This is a genomic window from Agrobacterium vacciniicorymbosi, from assembly GCF_040427045.1.
Lineage (GTDB): Bacteria > Pseudomonadota > Alphaproteobacteria > Rhizobiales > Rhizobiaceae > Agrobacterium.
The window spans coordinates 550057-566161 of the sequence record NZ_JBETMF010000001.1; the positions used below are offsets into that span (position 1 = coordinate 550057).

15 protein-coding genes are annotated in these 16105 nt (G+C 57.4%); 8 read left to right on the forward strand and 7 right to left on the reverse strand.

Annotated features, from left to right (window positions below):
• Positions 1-9: 9 nt before the first annotated feature.
• From ABUK73_RS02775 to ABUK73_RS02785, 3 genes are all read left to right on the forward strand, one after another.
• Complete coding sequence (locus ABUK73_RS02775; protein WP_353575923.1) at positions 10-3819, forward strand: vitamin B12-dependent ribonucleotide reductase; 3810 nt, start codon at positions 10-12, stop codon at positions 3817-3819.
• 73 nt (positions 3820-3892) lie between these two features.
• Complete coding sequence (locus ABUK73_RS02780) at positions 3893-5047, forward strand: DUF3644 domain-containing protein (RefSeq protein ID WP_353575924.1); 1155 nt, start codon at positions 3893-3895, stop codon at positions 5045-5047.
• An 82-nt stretch (positions 5048-5129) separates the two neighbouring features.
• The gene (locus ABUK73_RS02785; RefSeq protein ID WP_353575925.1) at positions 5130-5417 is read left to right on the forward strand and encodes a helix-turn-helix domain-containing protein; all 288 of its coding nucleotides are present in this window, start codon (positions 5130-5132) and stop codon (positions 5415-5417) included.
• Between the two features lie 43 nt (positions 5418-5460).
• Here ABUK73_RS02785 and ABUK73_RS02790 read toward each other — a convergent pair whose 3' ends face one another.
• Complete coding sequence (locus tag ABUK73_RS02790) at positions 5461-5661, reverse strand: hypothetical protein (protein WP_113087943.1); 201 nt, start codon at positions 5659-5661, stop codon at positions 5461-5463.
• Positions 5662-5896: 235 nt separating this feature from the next.
• Positions 5897-7156 (reverse strand): glycerate kinase type-2 family protein, encoded by a 1260-nt coding sequence (locus ABUK73_RS02795; protein WP_353575926.1) that lies wholly within the window; start codon positions 7154-7156, stop codon positions 5897-5899.
• A gap of 157 nt (positions 7157-7313) precedes the next feature.
• Between ABUK73_RS02795 and ABUK73_RS02800 the strand changes: the two genes are divergently transcribed.
• Positions 7314-7547, forward strand: coding sequence for a hypothetical protein (locus ABUK73_RS02800; protein WP_353575927.1), 234 nt, complete (start codon positions 7314-7316; stop codon positions 7545-7547).
• Here the strand turns inward: ABUK73_RS02800 and ABUK73_RS02805 are convergent.
• Positions 7544-9271 carry an ABC transporter ATP-binding protein gene (locus tag ABUK73_RS02805; RefSeq protein ID WP_353575928.1) on the reverse strand — a complete coding sequence of 576 codons (1728 nt, stop codon included), beginning with the start codon at positions 9269-9271 and terminating at the stop codon, positions 7544-7546. The two genes, ABUK73_RS02800 and ABUK73_RS02805, sit on opposite strands and share 4 nt — an antisense overlap.
• Before the next feature lie 223 nt (positions 9272-9494).
• On the opposite strand from ABUK73_RS02805, the gene ABUK73_RS02810 reads away from it, so the two are divergent.
• Positions 9495-10694 carry an AI-2E family transporter gene (locus ABUK73_RS02810; protein ID WP_353575929.1) on the forward strand — a complete coding sequence of 400 codons (1200 nt, stop codon included), beginning with the start codon at positions 9495-9497 and terminating at the stop codon, positions 10692-10694.
• A gap of 19 nt (positions 10695-10713) precedes the next feature.
• Here the strand turns inward: ABUK73_RS02810 and ABUK73_RS02815 are convergent, their stop codons facing one another.
• Positions 10714-11169, reverse strand: coding sequence for a GNAT family N-acetyltransferase (locus tag ABUK73_RS02815; RefSeq protein WP_353575930.1), 456 nt, complete (start codon positions 11167-11169; stop codon positions 10714-10716).
• Between the two features lie 115 nt (positions 11170-11284).
• Here ABUK73_RS02815 and ABUK73_RS02820 point away from each other — a divergent pair, with 115 nt between their 5' ends.
• On the forward strand, positions 11285-11695 hold the full coding sequence (locus ABUK73_RS02820; RefSeq protein ID WP_353575931.1) for a hypothetical protein: 411 nt from the start codon (positions 11285-11287) through the stop codon (positions 11693-11695).
• An 89-nt stretch (positions 11696-11784) separates the two neighbouring features.
• Here the strand turns inward: ABUK73_RS02820 and ABUK73_RS02825 are convergent, their stop codons facing one another.
• The 3 genes from ABUK73_RS02825 to ABUK73_RS02835 form a co-directional block, all read right to left on the reverse strand.
• Positions 11785-12921, reverse strand: a complete 1137-nt coding sequence (locus ABUK73_RS02825; protein WP_353575932.1) for a DUF2336 domain-containing protein — start codon at positions 12919-12921, stop codon at positions 11785-11787.
• Positions 12922-13066: 145 nt separating this feature from the next.
• On the reverse strand, positions 13067-13681 hold the full coding sequence (locus ABUK73_RS02830) for a flavin reductase family protein (protein WP_353575933.1): 615 nt from the start codon (positions 13679-13681) through the stop codon (positions 13067-13069).
• Entirely contained in the window at positions 13681-14262 is a 582-nt protein-coding gene (locus tag ABUK73_RS02835) for a nitroreductase family protein (RefSeq protein WP_353575934.1), read from the reverse strand. The genes ABUK73_RS02830 and ABUK73_RS02835 overlap by 1 nt, the downstream gene beginning before the upstream one ends.
• A 109-nt stretch (positions 14263-14371) precedes the next feature.
• On the opposite strand from ABUK73_RS02835, the gene ABUK73_RS02840 reads away from it, so the two are divergent.
• Entirely contained in the window at positions 14372-15352 is a 981-nt protein-coding gene (locus tag ABUK73_RS02840; RefSeq protein WP_353575935.1) for a hypothetical protein, read from the forward strand.
• A 121-nt stretch (positions 15353-15473) separates the two neighbouring features.
• Entirely contained in the window at positions 15474-15728 is a 255-nt protein-coding gene (locus tag ABUK73_RS02845) for a type II toxin-antitoxin system prevent-host-death family antitoxin (protein ID WP_353575936.1), read from the forward strand.
• Positions 15729-16105 lie beyond the last annotated feature (377 nt).

Below are 16105 nucleotides of genomic sequence, written 5' to 3' on the forward strand. Positions count from 1 at the left end.
ACAAAGACAATGCGCATCGAACGTCGCTTCACGAAGCCCGGCCAGTCTGCCTATGCGGAAATCGAGTTCCGCAAGGCCGTGAGCGAGATCAAGAACCCGGATGGTTCCGTCGTTTTCCGTCTGGCGGATATCGACGTTCCCGCGCAGTTCAGCCAAGTCGCGACAGACGTTCTGGCGCAGAAATATTTCCGCAAGGCAGGCGTTCCTGCCCGCCTGAAGAAGGTCGAAGAGAACGACGTTCCGTCCTTCCTGTGGCGTTCCGTTGCCGATGAAAAGGCGATGAAGGACATTCCCGAAGACGAGCGTTACGGCTCTGAAATCGATGCGCGTCAGGTTTTCGACCGTCTGGCCGGTACATGGGCTTACTGGGGCTGGAAGGGCAAATATTTCTCGACCGAAGAAGATGCGGCAGCCTTCAAGGATGAGCTTGCCTACATGCTCGCCACCCAGCGCGTTGCGCCGAATTCTCCACAGTGGTTCAACACCGGCCTGCACTGGGCCTATGGCATCGATGGTCCAAGCCAGGGCCACTTCTATGTCGACCCCTTTACGGGCAAGCTGACCAAGTCCAAGTCCTCTTACGAACACCCGCAGCCGCATGCCTGCTTCATCCAGTCCGTCGAAGACGATCTGGTCAATGAAGGCGGCATCATGGACCTGTGGGTGCGTGAAGCGCGCCTGTTCAAATACGGCTCCGGCACGGGCTCCAACTTCTCCTACCTGCGCGGCGAAGGCGAAAAGCTGTCCGGCGGTGGCAAGTCCTCCGGCCTCATGAGCTTCCTCAAGATCGGTGACCGCGCAGCCGGCGCCATCAAGTCCGGCGGCACGACTCGTCGAGCAGCGAAGATGGTCGTCGTCGATGCCGATCACCCCGATATCGAAGCCTACATCGACTGGAAGGTGAACGAGGAGCAGAAGGTTGCCGCTCTCGTCACCGGTTCCAAGATCGTCGCCAAGCACTTGAAGGCCATCATGAAGGCCTGCGTCAATTGCGAAGGCGATAATGGCGATTGCTTCGACCCTGCCAAGAACCCGGCCTTGAAGCGCGAAATCCGTGCTGCCAAGAAGGACATGGTTCCTGAAAACTACGTCAAGCGCGTCATCCAGTTCGCCCAGCAGGGCTACAAGGACATCGAATTCAAGACCTACGACACCGATTGGGATTCGGAAGCCTACCTCACGGTGTCTGGCCAGAACTCCAACAACTCGGTCTCGCTGAAGGACGACTTCCTGCGCGCCGTGGAAGACAATGGCGACTGGAACCTCACCGCCCGCAAGGACGGCAAGGTCATGAAGACGCTGAAAGCCCGCGATCTCTGGGAAAAGATTTCCCACGCCGCTTGGGCATCTGCCGATCCGGGCCTGCACTTCAACACCACCATGAACGACTGGCACACATCGCCAGCCGCTGGCCCCATCCGCGCATCCAACCCCTGCTCGGAATACATGTTCCTCGATGACACGGCCTGCAACCTTGCCTCGCTGAACCTGCTTCAGTTCAAGGACGCCAAGACCAAGAACATCGACATTGCCGACTACGAACACGCCGTTCGCCTGTGGACCGTCGTTCTCGAAGTCTCCGTCATGATGGCGCAGTTCCCATCCAAGGAAATTGCCGAACGCTCCTACGAATACCGCACACTCGGCCTCGGCTATGCCAACATCGGCGGCCTGCTGATGTCCTCCGGCATTCCTTACGATAGCGATGAAGGCCGTGCGATTGCCGGTGCCTTGACCGCCATCATGACCGGCGTATCCTACGCAACATCGGCTGAAATGGCTGGCGAACTCGGCCCCTTCCCCGGCTTTGCACCGAACCGTGACAACATGCTGCGCGTCATCCGCAACCACCGCCGCGCCGCTCAGGGCTTGGCCTATGGTTACGAAGGCCTGTCGGTAAACCCGGTTCCGCTCATCCACACCGATTGCACGGATCAGGACCTCATCACCCACGCCGTTGCTGCATGGGACAAGGCTCTGGAGCTTGGCGAAATCAACGGCTACCGCAATGCCCAGACCACCGTTATCGCGCCGACAGGCACGATCGGCCTCGTCATGGATTGCGACACGACCGGCATCGAGCCTGACTTTGCGCTGGTAAAGTTCAAGAAGCTGGCCGGTGGCGGTTACTTCAAGATCATCAACCGCGCCGTACCGGAATCCCTGCGCTCGCTCGGTTATTCCGAAAGCCAGATCGCCGAAATCGAAGCCTACGCTGTCGGTCACGGCAATCTCAACCAGGCACCTGCCGTCAACGCCTCGACGCTGCGCGCCAAGGGCTTTACCGATGAGAAGATCGAAGCCGTCAACGGCGCGCTGAAGGCCGCCTTCGACATCAAGTTCGTCTTCAACCAGTGGACACTCGGCGCTGACTTCCTCAAGGAAACGCTGAAGGTCTCCGACGAGCAACTCGCCGACATGAGCTTCAACCTGCTGGAACATCTCGGCTTTGCCAAGAAGGACATCGAAGCGGCCAACGTGCACGTTTGCGGCGCGATGACGCTGGAAGGCGCACCGTTCCTCAAGGACGAGCATCTGCCCGTGTTCGATTGCGCCAACCCTTGCGGCAAGATCGGCAAGCGTTACCTCTCGGTGGAATCCCACATCCGCATGATGGCGGCAGCGCAGCCCTTCATCTCGGGTGCGATTTCCAAGACCATCAACATGCCGAACGATGCAACGGTGGAAGATTGCGGCGCAGCCTACATGCTGTCCTGGAAGCTGGCGCTGAAGGCCAACGCGCTTTACCGCGATGGCTCCAAGCTCAGCCAGCCGCTCAATGCATCGCTGGTCGAAGATGACGACAACGAAGACGCATTGGATGATCTGATCGCCCAGCCACAGGCCGCCCAGGCCGTGACGCTGACGGAAAAGATCGTTGAGCGCGTAATCGAACGTGTCAGCCGCGAGCGTGAAAAGCTGCCGAACCGCCGTCAGGGTTACACCCAGAAGGCAGCCGTCGGCGGTCATAAAGTGTACCTGCGCACCGGCGAATTCGGTGATGGCCGCATCGGCGAAATCTTCATCGACATGCACAAGGAAGGCGCCGCCTTCCGCGCCATGATGAACAACTTCGCCATCGCCATCTCGCTTGGCCTGCAATATGGCGTGCCGCTGGAAGAATATGTGGAGGCCTTCACCTTCACCAAGTTCGAACCAGCCGGCATGGTCATCGGCAACGATGCGATCAAGAACGCAACATCGATCCTCGACTACGTCTTCCGCGAACTCGCCGTCTCCTACCTCGGCCGTCACGATCTGGCCCATGTGGATACGTCGGACTTCTCGCAGACGGCACTCGGCAAGGGCATTCAGGAAGGCAAGACCAACCTGCTCTCCACCGGCTGGACCCGCGGCTACAAGCCAACGCTGGTTTCCGACACCGGCAGCGAGCGTAGCGGTTCGGAGCCAAAGGGTTCGGCAACAGCCGCCCCTGCCCGCGCCTCCGGCAACGTAACGTCGATCTCCGGCAACACGGTCCGCAAGCTGGAACCAACCGTCGCCATCTCCACCTCCGAAGTCGTCGCCTTCAAGCGTGACTACGAGGAGCGCGCCAAGGAACTGGCCGAAGACATCGCCGAAGAGGCCATCGCCACCGAATCCGAACAGGCCGCAACGGCCCTCTTCTCCGACAAGGCAGCAGCAGACGCCGCCTCCGCCAAGACGGAAGCCAAAAAGAAGGAAGCCGAACGCCGCATCCGCTCGATTGCCCAGGGATACACGGGCAACATGTGCTCCGAGTGCCAGAACTTTACGATGGTGCGTAATGGGACGTGTGAGAAATGCGATACTTGTGGTGCGACGAGCGGTTGCAGTTAAGCTAACACTCCACAACAAATGAACTTTCATCATGAATATCCGGACACCATAAGTGCCCGGATATTTTTTTGTAATGAAGTCGAACAACCATTCTCGCGGCTACTCTCTTGCCAATCGGGCATATTTTAGTATTGAAAAAATAAACGTAACGTTGAAACCTAGCTGGGCTGATCAATCGGTAAAGATTCGAACGCTGGGAGTTACTTTGAGACGGGCGGGGTATTTTAAGCTTGTAGAGAAATCGCGGGCTGCATGTGTGGCAGCGATTGAGACTTACAACAGAGCATCGTGTCAGTATCGGGAAGAATCTTTTTCCATACTTATGATTAATGCTTGGGAACTACTTCTCAAGGCTCGCATCATGCAAGCTAACAACGGAAAAGTTTCAAGTCTTCATGAGTTTCGTCAGAAAAAGCGGAAGGATGGAACTCCCAGTAAATTCAAGGAGCTGAAGACAACCAAGTCGGGTTCGCCGATGACTATTGGTCTCGAAAAGTGCTGTAATCTAGTTGCTGGCTATCCAGTGAATCGAATTGACCAACACTGCCTCAAAAACATCGAAGCACTTGTAGATATCAGGGACAGCGCGACCCATTTCGTCAATAACAACCCACTTCTGCAGCAAGCACTCGTGGAAATCTCACTTGCATCAGTAAAAAATTACGTCATTTCAATTCAGAAGTGGTTTTCCGTCAGCTTTTCGGATCTCAACATCGCCTCAATTCCAATTTCATTCAATCTTGATCAAAATGAAGTGGAGGCGATTGCCAAGAAATCTCCTGACGCGGTAATAAAATTCCTTGCGCATATGAAGGCATCAGAAGTTGGTTTAGCGTCAATTTCGTCCGACTATTCATTCTCAGTGAAGGTACAATTCGACCTTATCAAGAGTAAAGCTGATGATGCTGTTAAGGCATCTATTGTGAATGTCGATCCGGATCTGACTTTAATCGTTGAAGATGGAAAGGTTCCGCCTGCATATGCATGGGATTACAACACGCTTTGCGGCAAGCTGAGGAAGCGATATTCGAACTTTATCATAAATTCCACATATCATACGCTTAGGAAAACTCTAGAAAAAGATACGAAGCTCTGCCTCAAAAGATACCTTGATCCAAGCAAGAAAGGCAGCAGCAGCAAGAATTTCTATAACCCGAACATAATAAAAAATTTCGACCAGCATTACACAAAAAAGGAAGACGATCTGTTTTCTCACCAAGACGACTGAGCACGCTTAGGCAACAAGAAACAAAAGACGGGTGTGGAAATACCTGAATCATATGAATTACTAGTGGACCTGCCTCGAAGCCATGACCGACGAAGAAGCAGAAGCAAACGCGAAATCCGATGCTGACAATCCGCCTGTGACGCAAGAGCAACTTCGGTCTGCTCCTCGTATGCCGCAGGTTAAAGTCATCCGCCGGGCGCTTCGGCTCACTCAGGAAGAGTTTTCGGCTCGCTACCAAATCCCACTTGGGACATTGCGGGATTGGGAGCAAAGCCGCAGCGAGCCGGATCAACCCGCTCGGGCTTACTTGAAGGTGATTTCTGTTGATCCGGCTGGCACAGCGGCAGCGCTGCATAAGGGCGCGGCCTGAGAAGGCTGTGTTGGTGCCAACAAGCCTATCCAGCCAAATCCATTTACGTCCGTCGTGCTTCCAACCGGCGCTTGTCGCGGTTGACATATTCCAGACCCAGGCTTGTCAAGCGAAACTGTCGTTTTTGAAACTCGCCGCGGATCTGGATGAAACCCTGCTCTTCGGCTTCGGCCAGTGTTTTCAGGCCGGTGCCTTTCGGCGGTGACTGCCATTCGACGCCGTTGGCGCTGTGCAGCAATACCATTATCTTGATAATCTCGGCTCTCCATGGCTATGCCGCAAACGTGTTTCTTGGCCAGACAATACCTCCCGGCCAGATTTCGCACTCTTAACGGCCATATTGCGAGCAAAGGCAAGCGGTTTTTGATGGGGTCTATGGAGCGGGCGGCGGCAGGCACCATCCTTTAAAGACGATGGGCGCAACGCAGCACATCCATTCCGAGGCGGAAGCTAATGCCTAAACAGCCCACCTCCAAAAATCACTCCAGCAAAAACGCCCGGAAATCATTCACATTCGTTCCCGTCGGTCCCGGCACGAAGAGGTCACCGGCCAGATTAAACGCAGACCACGCATCATGGCCGGAAAGCAGCGCCCGGGCATCGCCGCCAGCGGCGCGGATGCGGCTTATGCTGTCGCCATCGGCGAATGCGCCTGCATTGTTTTCAGACCCATCAATGCCATCCGTATCCGCTGCCAGTGCCGTGATGCCGGAGGTGCCTTGCAGGTCGAGGGTGGCGGAGAGGAGAAATTCGGCATTGCGGCCACCCTTGCCGTAACGTCCGCTGCCGATGGTGACTGTGGTTTCGCCGCCGGAGAGCAGGACCATAGGCTTGTCGAAAGCGGTGCTTGCCGCGAACTCGCGCGCCAGTGCCGCATGCATGCGTCCGATGTCTCTCGCCTCGCCTTCGATACTATCGGAGAGGATCAGCGGATGAATCCCTTTGCTGCGGGCAAGATCGGCGGCGGCCTCCAGCGAGACGCGCGCCGAGGCGATGACGTGGACTTCGTGTCCGGCAAAGGCCGCGTCATCGGGCTTGGGCGCCACGACGTTGCGGATGCTCTCGACAATGCGCTCCTGCAAGTGGATGCGATAATCGCGGATGGCGCGCAGTGCATCCTGCGCATCGCTTTCGTCCGGCACTGTCGGGCCGGAAGCGACGAAGGCGGGGTTGTCGCCCGGTACGTCCGATACCACGAGGCTGATGACTCGGGCTGGATGCGCCAGCGCCGCCAGCCTGCCGCCCTTGATGCGGGAGAAATGCTTGCGCACCACATTCATGGCCGAAATCGGCGCTCCGGAAGCCAGCAGCGCTTCATTGAGCGCAATCTCATCGACCAGCGAAAAACCTTCGGGCGGGGCGGGCAAAAGTGCCGAGCCGCCGCCGGAAACCAGTGCGATGACGAGATCATCCGCCGTCAGCCCGCTCACATGCGCCATCAGCGCTTGCGCTGCCGTAATCCCTGCCTCGTCAGGGACCGGGTGGCCGGATTGCAGAATTCTGGTGCGCTGGCATTCGGCCACCGGCCCGTGGCGCGCCACTACCAGCCCATCGAAAGGGTGCGGCCAGGCGCGCTCGAAGGCCTGCGCCATCTGGCTTGCCGCCTTGCCTGCGCCAATGACGACGGTGCGCCCCTTGGGCGGTTCCGGCAGGTGGCGAAGGATCGCCTCATAGGGATCGGCTGCCTTCACCGCAGCAAAAAACAGTTCCTCCAGAAACGCGCGCGGATTGGAAATCAACTCTGTCCTCCCTCAAGGCAAATCGTCTCGCTTTCCGCGCACAATGGCCCGGTCGTTCCGCTCCGGCAAGTCTGCAAGCGGCCAAGGCGTTCGCTGATTGAACTTCTCTCGCACTGAGGCGTTGGCCTAAACAGAAAATCGGAATTCGGAGGGAACCATGGCCAACACGGAAAATCTCGGACCGGAATATCACGATGACCCGGAAAAGAAGCGCGTGCGCGGTCGCCGCATCGTCTGGTCGCGACGCCGGTCGAAGCCGTGGACATTCACCCTCATCGTCATCGGCACGCTGATCGTCGCGGCCAGCGCCGTCGGGGTGACCTATCTCGTCACCTCGCATCCCGGCAAGCCGGAGCCGAACCCCGGCATCGAAGCGCCAGTGAACCCTTAAACCAGCAACTGCGCGCCAAACTGCGCTTCGTAAAGGCGGCTGTAAGGGCCCTTGGAGTTCAGAAGCTCCTGATGGTTGCCCGTCTCCACGATGCCGCTTTCGTCCACCACCACAATGCGCGAGGCATCGCGGATGGTGGCCAGACGGTGGGCAATGACCAGCGTCGTGCGGCCCTTGGCGAGTTCGGCTAGGGACGCCTGAATAGCGCGCTCGGTTTCCGTGTCGAGCGCCGATGTCGCCTCGTCCAGAATGAGAATCGGTGGATTTTTGAGGAACATGCGGGCAATTGCCATACGCTGCTTCTGGCCACCGGAAAGCTTGACGCCGCGCTCCCCGATCACCGTGTCCATGCCTTCAGGCATATCGTTGATGACGCTATCCAGCCGGGCGCGGCGCGCCGCTTCCCAGATGTCGGCATCGCTGGCACCCAGACGGCCATATTCGATATTCTCACGAATGGTACCGCCGAACAGGAACACATCCTGCTGCACGATGCCGATCTGGCTGCGCAGCGAGGCAAGCGTCAGTTTGCGAATATCGATACCATCAATGCTGATCGCACCGCCCGTAACCTCGTAAAATCGTGGCAGCAGCGAGCAGAGCGTTGTCTTGCCCGCCCCTGAAGGGCCAACGAAAGCGACCGTTTCCCCTGCCCGGATGGTCAGGTCGATGTTACGCAGCACCTGCTTGCCATCGCTATAACCGAAGCTGACATTGCCATAGGCAATCTCGCCGCGCAGAGCCGGTGCCTCGACGGCGTCAGGCGCATCGGCAATATCCGGGTCGGTATCGATCAGCTCGGTAAAGCGGCGAAAACCGGCAATGCCCTTCGGGTACGTTTCGATGACGGAATTGATCTTTTCCACCGGGCGGAAGAACACGTTGACGAGCAGCAGGAAACCGATGAAGCCGCCGCTGGTCAGATCACCCGTCAGCACGAACCAGGCGCCGCAGATCATGATGATCATCTGCGTCAGGCGCATGCTCATATAGCTTAGCGATGTGCTTGCCGCCATAATCTTGTAGGCATCGAGCTTGGTGCGACGGTAACGCTGGTTATCCGCCTCGAACAACGCCCGCTCATGGTCCTCATTGGCGAAAGCCTGCACCACGCGCATGCCGCCGACATTCTCTTCAATGCGGGCGTTGAACGCGCCGACGCGGCCATAAAGTGCGCGGAAATTATTGGTCATGCGGCTGCCGTAACGGCTCGTCACCCAGGCGGTGATGGGAACGATGGCGGCGGTGACCAGCGCCAGTGGCACGTTGACGGAGAGCATCAGCAGGAATGCACCGAGGAAGGTCATGATGGCGATGAACAGATCTTCCGGCCCGTGATGCGCCACCTCGCCAATTTCCTCGAGATCCTTGGTCAACCGACCAACCAGATGCCCGGTCTTCTGATTGTCGAAAAAGCGGAAGGACAGTTTCTGCAAATGGTCGAAGGCGCGGCGGCGCATATCGGTTTCGATATTGATGCCGAGCATGTGGCCCCAATAGGTCACGGTCGCCATCAGCCCCGTATTCAGTACGTAGATCACCAGAAGCCCGATGGAGGCCAGCACGATAACCGGCCAGTCGCCAGCCGGCAGCAGCACATCCACGAAGGCCTTGACCGCCATCGGAAAGCCAAGCTCCAGCAGGCCGGAAAGCACAGCGCAGGAAAAGTCCAGAATGAACAGACCACGATAAGGACGATAATAGGCGAAGAAACGGGCAAGCATGATCGTGTCCATAACAGCGTTGCCGCCGTCGCGATTGTAAAATTCGCCTTCAACTCTCATATTTGTGTAAAGAGGCCAAGGCGCGTTGCGTTATTTTTACCAAAATCGTCCAATAAGATGTGCGAACAATATAAAAACGAAATGCTGGCAGAATATGTTGTAATCTGTCTACCAAATGATGGCAGACTGCAAACTGTTCGGGGAATGCGAAAGAGACGCGATTTTGAGTAAGGTTGACAATCCACGCAAGACCAGTGAGCCACGTTGGCTCGGCCCTGCCACGCATGCACGCACCGCACTCGTGCCGTCCATTTCTGCGGCCCGCTGGCTTCTGGTTCTGATTGTCGCTGCCGGAATCTACTTCTTCTACGGCTTCCTCGTGCCGGTGCTTGCCGCACTCGTCATCGGCTTTGCAAGCTGGCCCGTTTATCGTGAATTGCTGCGCCGTGTTGGCGGCAACAACACGGTTGGCGCAACGGTCGCCCTGCTTCTCATCATCGCCTTCCTCATCGTCCCCATTTTCATTGCCGCTTCCTACACGGGTAGCGAAATCCGCGAATGGTTTGGCTGGGCCGTGGAAGTCAACAAGGTCGGCGCACCCGTGCCAGACTGGATCGCCGCGCTGCCCGGCGTCGGTGCCTGGATGAGCGAGCAATGGGTGCGTTATATCGGCACGCCCGGTGCCATTGGCGAAGTCATTCAACTGGTCAGCGGCGCCAATATCGGCAACATCTACCGCGCCATCGTCGCCGCCGGAAACGGCGCGTTCCACCTCATTCTCACGCTGCTGTTCATGCTGATCGCGCTGTTCTTCGTCTACCGCAACGGCGTTGCCTTTGCGCGGCAGATCGATCTGGTGGGCGAGCGTATTCTGCCGACGCGCTGGGAGCGCATCTCGCGCGTCGTTCCGGCCACCATCAGCTCCACCGTCACCGGCATGACACTGATCGCCATCGGTGAAGGAATCATTCTCGGTATTGCGTACTGGATTGCAGGCGTGCCCTCACCTGTCACGCTCGGTGTGTTGACCGGCGTCATGGCCCTTATTCCCGGCGGTGCGCCGCTGTCCTTCACGCTGGTGTCGGTCTATCTGGTTGCCAGCGGCTCCGTCGGCGCAGGCATCGCTCTGTTTGCCTGGGGCTCGGTGGAACTCTTCATCGTCGACAAGACCATCCGCCCACGCCTCGTCGGCGGGCCGATCAAGCTTCCCTTCCTTCCAACCTTCTTCGGTCTGGTCGGTGGTGTGAAGACGATGGGCTTCCTTGGTCTGTTCATTGGCCCGGTGCTGATGGCGCTGCTGGTTGCCGTGTGGCGCGAATGGGTGCGCGAAGTCGAACTTTCCGCAGCAGAAGCCGAAGCGGAGACAATCAAAGCCGAGGTGGAGATCGATGCACCTCCACCGCTTCGAAAAACCGCCTCCTAGGAAACAGTCGTTTCAGAACTCAGAGCTTGAGTTCCATGAATAGGCTGAGCGGATCCGGCTTGTAAGGCGGAAAGGGTTCGATATCCACGAAACCCGCCTTATGGTACAGACCGATGGCTTCCGGTTGGCTGATGCCGGTTTCCAGACGAATGGCCGTGACGCCATGCTGCCGCCCAAACTCCACCAAGGCCTCCAGCATCAACCTGCCGATTTTCAGGCCACGGGCTTGCGGATCAACGAACATGCGCTTGATTTCTGCCGTGCCATCACCCGCCTCGACAAGCGCGCAGCAGCCAACGATCTCTCCATCATTTCGGGCCACGAAGAAGGAAACATTCGGCTTTTCCAGCGTGGTGATATCGACCAGATGGTTGCTTTCTGGCGGATAAAGCGACGCAGCATAGGCATCCGACATCTCCAGAAGACGAATGATCTCGGGCTGGCGTGGGCTTTCAAGGGTGATGGAGACTGGCATGCTGGTTCCCGTTTATTTTTGTGAATGCGGAGTTCCGCGTCGCAATAAGACTGCAATTCCGCTAGATCATTGCGGCTTGTAAGACACTTTCCCTGCCAGAGGCAACAGAGCGACAATGAGAACAGCGCTTGTTTTGATGACCATTCTCGGCTGCGATGACACCGCAACCGATTGCCAGCATATCGCAACGTTGCAGCAGCGCTGGACGAGCATAGAGCTTTGCGATGCCGAATCGGAAAAGCAGCTGGGCAATTTCGCCAACGCATCCTATCCTGTCGTCGTTGCGGTCTGCCAGACACCGGAAACGCCGAAAACGGAAACGGCCAAGACAGACAGCCAGACGCCGGATGCTACGGCCACGACACCCGCTCTGGAAGCACAGGAAGAGCAGACGCTGACCCAGCGGGCCATAACCCGCGTGCGCAGAATTTTGCCCTCCACCGAAGGCGTGAAGGAAGTGCTGGGCAAGCCGGTGCGCATGGTGGAAGACAGCTATTCGTGGATCGCCCGACGTTTTACGAAGTGAGATTAGGGTCGCCAGATGTTTTGGCGGCGCTGCACCCTCCTCTTCGCCATCCCGCACTCGATGCGGGTGACGGTAGGCGGCTATGACGATTAAGCCGCTTCCGCAACAAGATCGCTGGCAAGAGAACGGGCACGCTGTCTGTGTTGCGACATCTGCAATTTTTCGACCATATGCAGAAGCTCGCGCATCGTTGCATCACCATCGACATGGGCGAATTTTGCCAGCAGGCCGGAAGACAGGTCAGCAACCGGGTTTGAATAAGGCGTCTCCACAACATCGCGCCACAGCAACGTCGCTTCCATGAAGATATCCAGCACTGCGCCGAACAGACCGGCGGAATGGAACAGTGCCTTCAGGGCGTGATGCCGTCCGGTTGCGAGGATGGAGCGGACCTGTCGTTCGACAAGACCGGAGAGATTGGAGATGGCCTGCGCGAAGAAATCCAGTTTGCCGGAGCAGAGTGTGTTCATCAGAAAAGCGGGCGTCAGATCGCCCCTTTCGCGCAAATGTTCGACCAGCATCGGCATGGCTTCAGCCGTAACATCACCGGCAATGACCACGGTGGCCGCTTCATAGGCTTCGCGAATAACACCGTGGGCCCGCATGGGTGTCATGGCATAGCAAACGAGATGGGACGTCGCCAGGGCGGCACCGATATGCCCGACGATGGCGTAGCGTACGTCCGCCGGCAAATCATCGCGCTGCAGCAGCAGATCACGGATTTCCGCATCATCAGCGAAACGCTCGGCAACACGTCGCAAGGTAAAGGGTGTTATGCAGGCGCTGCGGTTTTCCAGCAGCACCGAAAGCTCCAGAACCTCACCGATTTCGGCGAGGGCAGCGCAAGCGCCAGCCTCCAGCGAGGGACGAGCGGCGATCATGGCGCGGGTGATCGCGGTGCCATTACCGACGAGATCAACCAGATCGGTTTCCCGCAACACAGGCGAATGGATGATGACGAGGCAGGCGATTTCGGGCTGATCCTGCGCCAGGCAGAAAATGATGGCGCGCGGCGCTTCCGTCGAAAAGGCAAGCGTTTCAGCAAGCGCAAGACGCACCTTTGGCGATGGATCATCCAGCAGATAGGTCATCGCGTCATAGGCGCTATCGTGACGGTCCTGCGGCAGGGAGGATTGCAGATAGGCCTGCGCCAGCGCGGTAGCCGCCTTGGACCGGTCGCTCGATCCGGCCTTTTCAGACCAACGAAGAAATGCTTTTACGATCACCCTGCGCGCCCCAACAACAGACAATACCGACTGTTTCGGCGGGGACCGACTCACATGCGAGTTTTTTGCCCCTGCCACCCATCGGCGACACTAGGGGCAAAAGGTTTACGTTTGGTTCACCATATAAATTAACCGCCTGGAGACATCAGGATCCGCGTGCGCCCGGCCTTGCGAGCTGGAAGACGTCCACACCGCCGTCGCAATAATCGCGGTAACCCATGCGCGCGATAGGACGGGCGCGAGCCATATCGATGCGACCGTCTTCAATGACAGCTTCATCCAGATGGATGCCGACGACCTGCCCGAACACGACCCAGCTTTGCGCCTCCACACCATCCACATCCACAGGGCGGATGATCTGCGTGACCCGGCATTCCAGCGCGGCATAGGCCTCCGCCACAAAGGGTGCATCCACCAGTTCGCCCGCCTGTGCGGTCAGCCCGGCGATGTCGAACTCATTGACGTCATAGGCAACCGGGGCGGACGAAGCATTCATCTGCTCGACCAGATGGCGGCTGACGAGACTTGCGGTGAAAACGCCGCTTTCCTGCACATTGCGCAGGCTGTCCTTCTGGCCGCTGGAAGAGAACATCACCAATTTGGGTGTATCGGAAACGGCATTGAAAAAGGAATAGGGCGAGAGATTGAGCGAGCCGTCCCTGCCCTTCGAGCCGATCCAGCCGATGGGGCGCGGCGCGACGATGGCCTTAAAGGGATCATGCGGCAGGCCGTGAAGATTGCTGTCGGTGGCGTAAAACATCAGGCTTCACCCACCCATGATACGACATCGGCAAGCTCCGGGCGCGGACGCTCCACAGCAGGGAATGTCGTGGAACCGATATGGATAAAGCCAGCAACCTTCTCACCCGCCTTGAGACCGAGGTCGGGCCAGAGGGCTTCGTCGTATGACACCCACTCCGTCAGCCAGTTGGCGGCATAACCATTGGCATTGGCCGCGAACAGCATGTTGAGGCAAACCGCACCAGCGGACATGACCTGTTCCCATTCCGGGATTTTGACATGCGGCGCTGCCGTGCTGACGACTGCGATGACAACAGGTGCACGGGTAAAGCGCGTGCGTTCCACTTCCTGCTGGTCCGGGCCAAGCTGCGGTGTTTTTTCCAGCGCGCGCTTCAAACTCGCCTCGCCCAGCCGCTTGCGCTCTTCGCCGCGGTAAACGATGAAGCGCCATGGCGCGATCTTTCCGTGGTCAGGCACGCGTACCGTCAGACGCAATATCTCCTCGATTTCGGCGCGGTCCGGGCCCGGTTCGGCCAGTTGCAGCGCCGGTGTCGAGCGGCGTACATTCAGATAATCGATGAGCGTGATATTGTCTTTCATGTCAGAACCGTTCCATTGTCGTACATATGAAATTAAGGGCCTTGAAATAGCCACGGCATTGCGTTTGAAGTGGTCCCAGAAAAACAAGAAGTCAATCCGGTTGAGAGAAATGACGTCCATCAAATTTGCGGCTGGCCTTTGCGTGGCGCTGATTTCCAGTGTCGTGCCGCATGGCGTTGCCTTCTCGCAGGATGCCTTCAAGGAATTCAAACAGCTTGGCGGCACGCCGAAAATGCCCAAGCTGAACGCCTTTAGCGCCCCCATCGCGCCCGACGTGCAGGAAACGAAATCCCGCGATGTCGTGATGGAAGCAAAACTTACAAATGATGGCGAACCGATGATGGAAGGCCTGGCGTGGCGCGTGTTCAGCCCCATTCCGGGTTCGGACGGCAAGCTGCCCATGCTGGCAAGCTCAGATGGCGGCTCGGCGGAATTTCATCTGTCTCCCGGCGAATATTTCGTCAACGTCTCCTTCGGCCGCGCGGGCGTGACCAAAAAGCTGAACATACCGACCAGCGGCAAAATCGACAAACAGGTGCTGATCCTCGATGCCGGTGGCTTTGTCTTGAACGCGGTGGCTGGCGCGGACAAACGCATCTCGCCCAACCAGCTTAAGTTCTCGGTCTACTCCTCCGACACGCAGGAAGATGGCGAGCGCCGTCTGGTCATGTCGGATGTCAAACCCAACACCGTCATCCGCCTCAATGCAGGCACCTACCACGTCGTATCCGAATATGGCGGCATCAACGCCGTCGTGCGCGCCGATATTCAGGTGGAAGCAGGCAAGCTCACAGAAGCGACGCTCCAGCACCATGCGGCGCAGGTCACGCTCAAACTCGTATCCGAACATGGCGGCGAAGCCATTGCCGACACCGCATGGTCGGTCCTGACCGGCTCCGGCGATATCGTCAACGAAAGCGTCAGCGCGTTTTCCACAATGGTGCTGGCTGATGGTGAATACACAGCCATCGCCCGCAACAAGGACAAGGTCTACCAGCGCACGTTCAAGGTCGCTGGTGGCCAGGACTCGGATGTTGAAGTGCTGATGAAGGATCAGGCGCCGGAAGAGACGACTGGGGATTTTGAGTAGGGCTGAGCTGTCGTTCTGGTTGTTCTCTGCCCTCCTGTGACCCCCTATCGCAAGAATAAAACCTCCGCATTGACATAATTACGTAAAATACGTAATTTCTAGATCAGTAAGGAGATAGATTATGGGCTCAGCGCTCCAAATACCCGCATCAGATTTCTCTCGCCACTTTGGACGAATTCGTGAAGCAGTGCATGAGGCCGGAGTGATCGAGGTCACGTCGCACAGCCGTGTCGTCGGCGCGTACATTAGCGCAGCCGAACTCGAGCATTTTAACCGTCTTAAGCGACGTGAAGTCCAAGTACTTCATGTTAGCGAGATCGATGACAAACTGCTCAATGAGATTGAAAACGCAGAGTATGGCGTAATATCCAAGTGACCCTGCCAGACCCAACTCCGGGTCTCGTCATCCGGTTCGATTACACTTGGCACAGAAACCATTTGAAAAAAGAGCGACCCTGCGCCATCGTTCTGGCCTCGAGTGAAACAGGTATTGTAACGGTTGTTCCCATTACTCACTCCTACCCAGATATCGGGGAAGAAGACCAATCATTACAGATACCCGAAGACATCTGCAAAGCAATAGGTTTGGACGAGGAAATCAATTACGTCCGACTGAGTGAGGTAAATCGGTTCGAGTGGCCTTCAGACCGTATCAAACCACTACCAAACAATCCCTCTCGCTGCGACTACGGAAACGTACCCAAAGATTTCTTTCTGGAAATAAGAAAGCGTCTCGCAGCCGCCGTCCGAGCC

Bases quoted from the DNA above. Each gene is read 5' to 3' on its own strand.
- ABUK73_RS02790 (WP_113087943.1), bottom strand. From the start codon at position 5,661: ATGGTATTGCTGCACAGCGCCAACGGCGTCGAATGGCAGTCACCGCCG.
- ABUK73_RS02840 (WP_353575935.1), top strand. From the start codon at position 14,372: ATGACGTCCATCAAATTTGCGGCTGGCCTTTGCGTGGCGCTGATTTCC.
- ABUK73_RS02785 (WP_353575925.1), top strand. From the start codon at position 5,130: ATGACCGACGAAGAAGCAGAAGCAAACGCGAAATCCGATGCTGACAAT.
- ABUK73_RS02800 (WP_353575927.1), top strand. From the start codon at position 7,314: ATGGCCAACACGGAAAATCTCGGACCGGAATATCACGATGACCCGGAA.
- ABUK73_RS02780 (WP_353575924.1), top strand. From the start codon at position 3,893: ATGAAGTCGAACAACCATTCTCGCGGCTACTCTCTTGCCAATCGGGCA.
- ABUK73_RS02845 (WP_353575936.1), top strand. From the start codon at position 15,474: ATGGGCTCAGCGCTCCAAATACCCGCATCAGATTTCTCTCGCCACTTT.
- ABUK73_RS02830 (WP_353575933.1), bottom strand. From the start codon at position 13,681: ATGTTTTACGCCACCGACAGCAATCTTCACGGCCTGCCGCATGATCCC.
- ABUK73_RS02805 (WP_353575928.1), bottom strand. From the start codon at position 9,271: ATGCTTGCCCGTTTCTTCGCCTATTATCGTCCTTATCGTGGTCTGTTC.
- ABUK73_RS02815 (WP_353575930.1), bottom strand. From the start codon at position 11,169: ATGCCAGTCTCCATCACCCTTGAAAGCCCACGCCAGCCCGAGATCATT.
- ABUK73_RS02820 (WP_353575931.1), top strand. From the start codon at position 11,285: ATGAGAACAGCGCTTGTTTTGATGACCATTCTCGGCTGCGATGACACC.
- ABUK73_RS02835 (WP_353575934.1), bottom strand. From the start codon at position 14,262: ATGAAAGACAATATCACGCTCATCGATTATCTGAATGTACGCCGCTCG.
- ABUK73_RS02775 (WP_353575923.1), top strand. From the start codon at position 10: ATGCGCATCGAACGTCGCTTCACGAAGCCCGGCCAGTCTGCCTATGCG.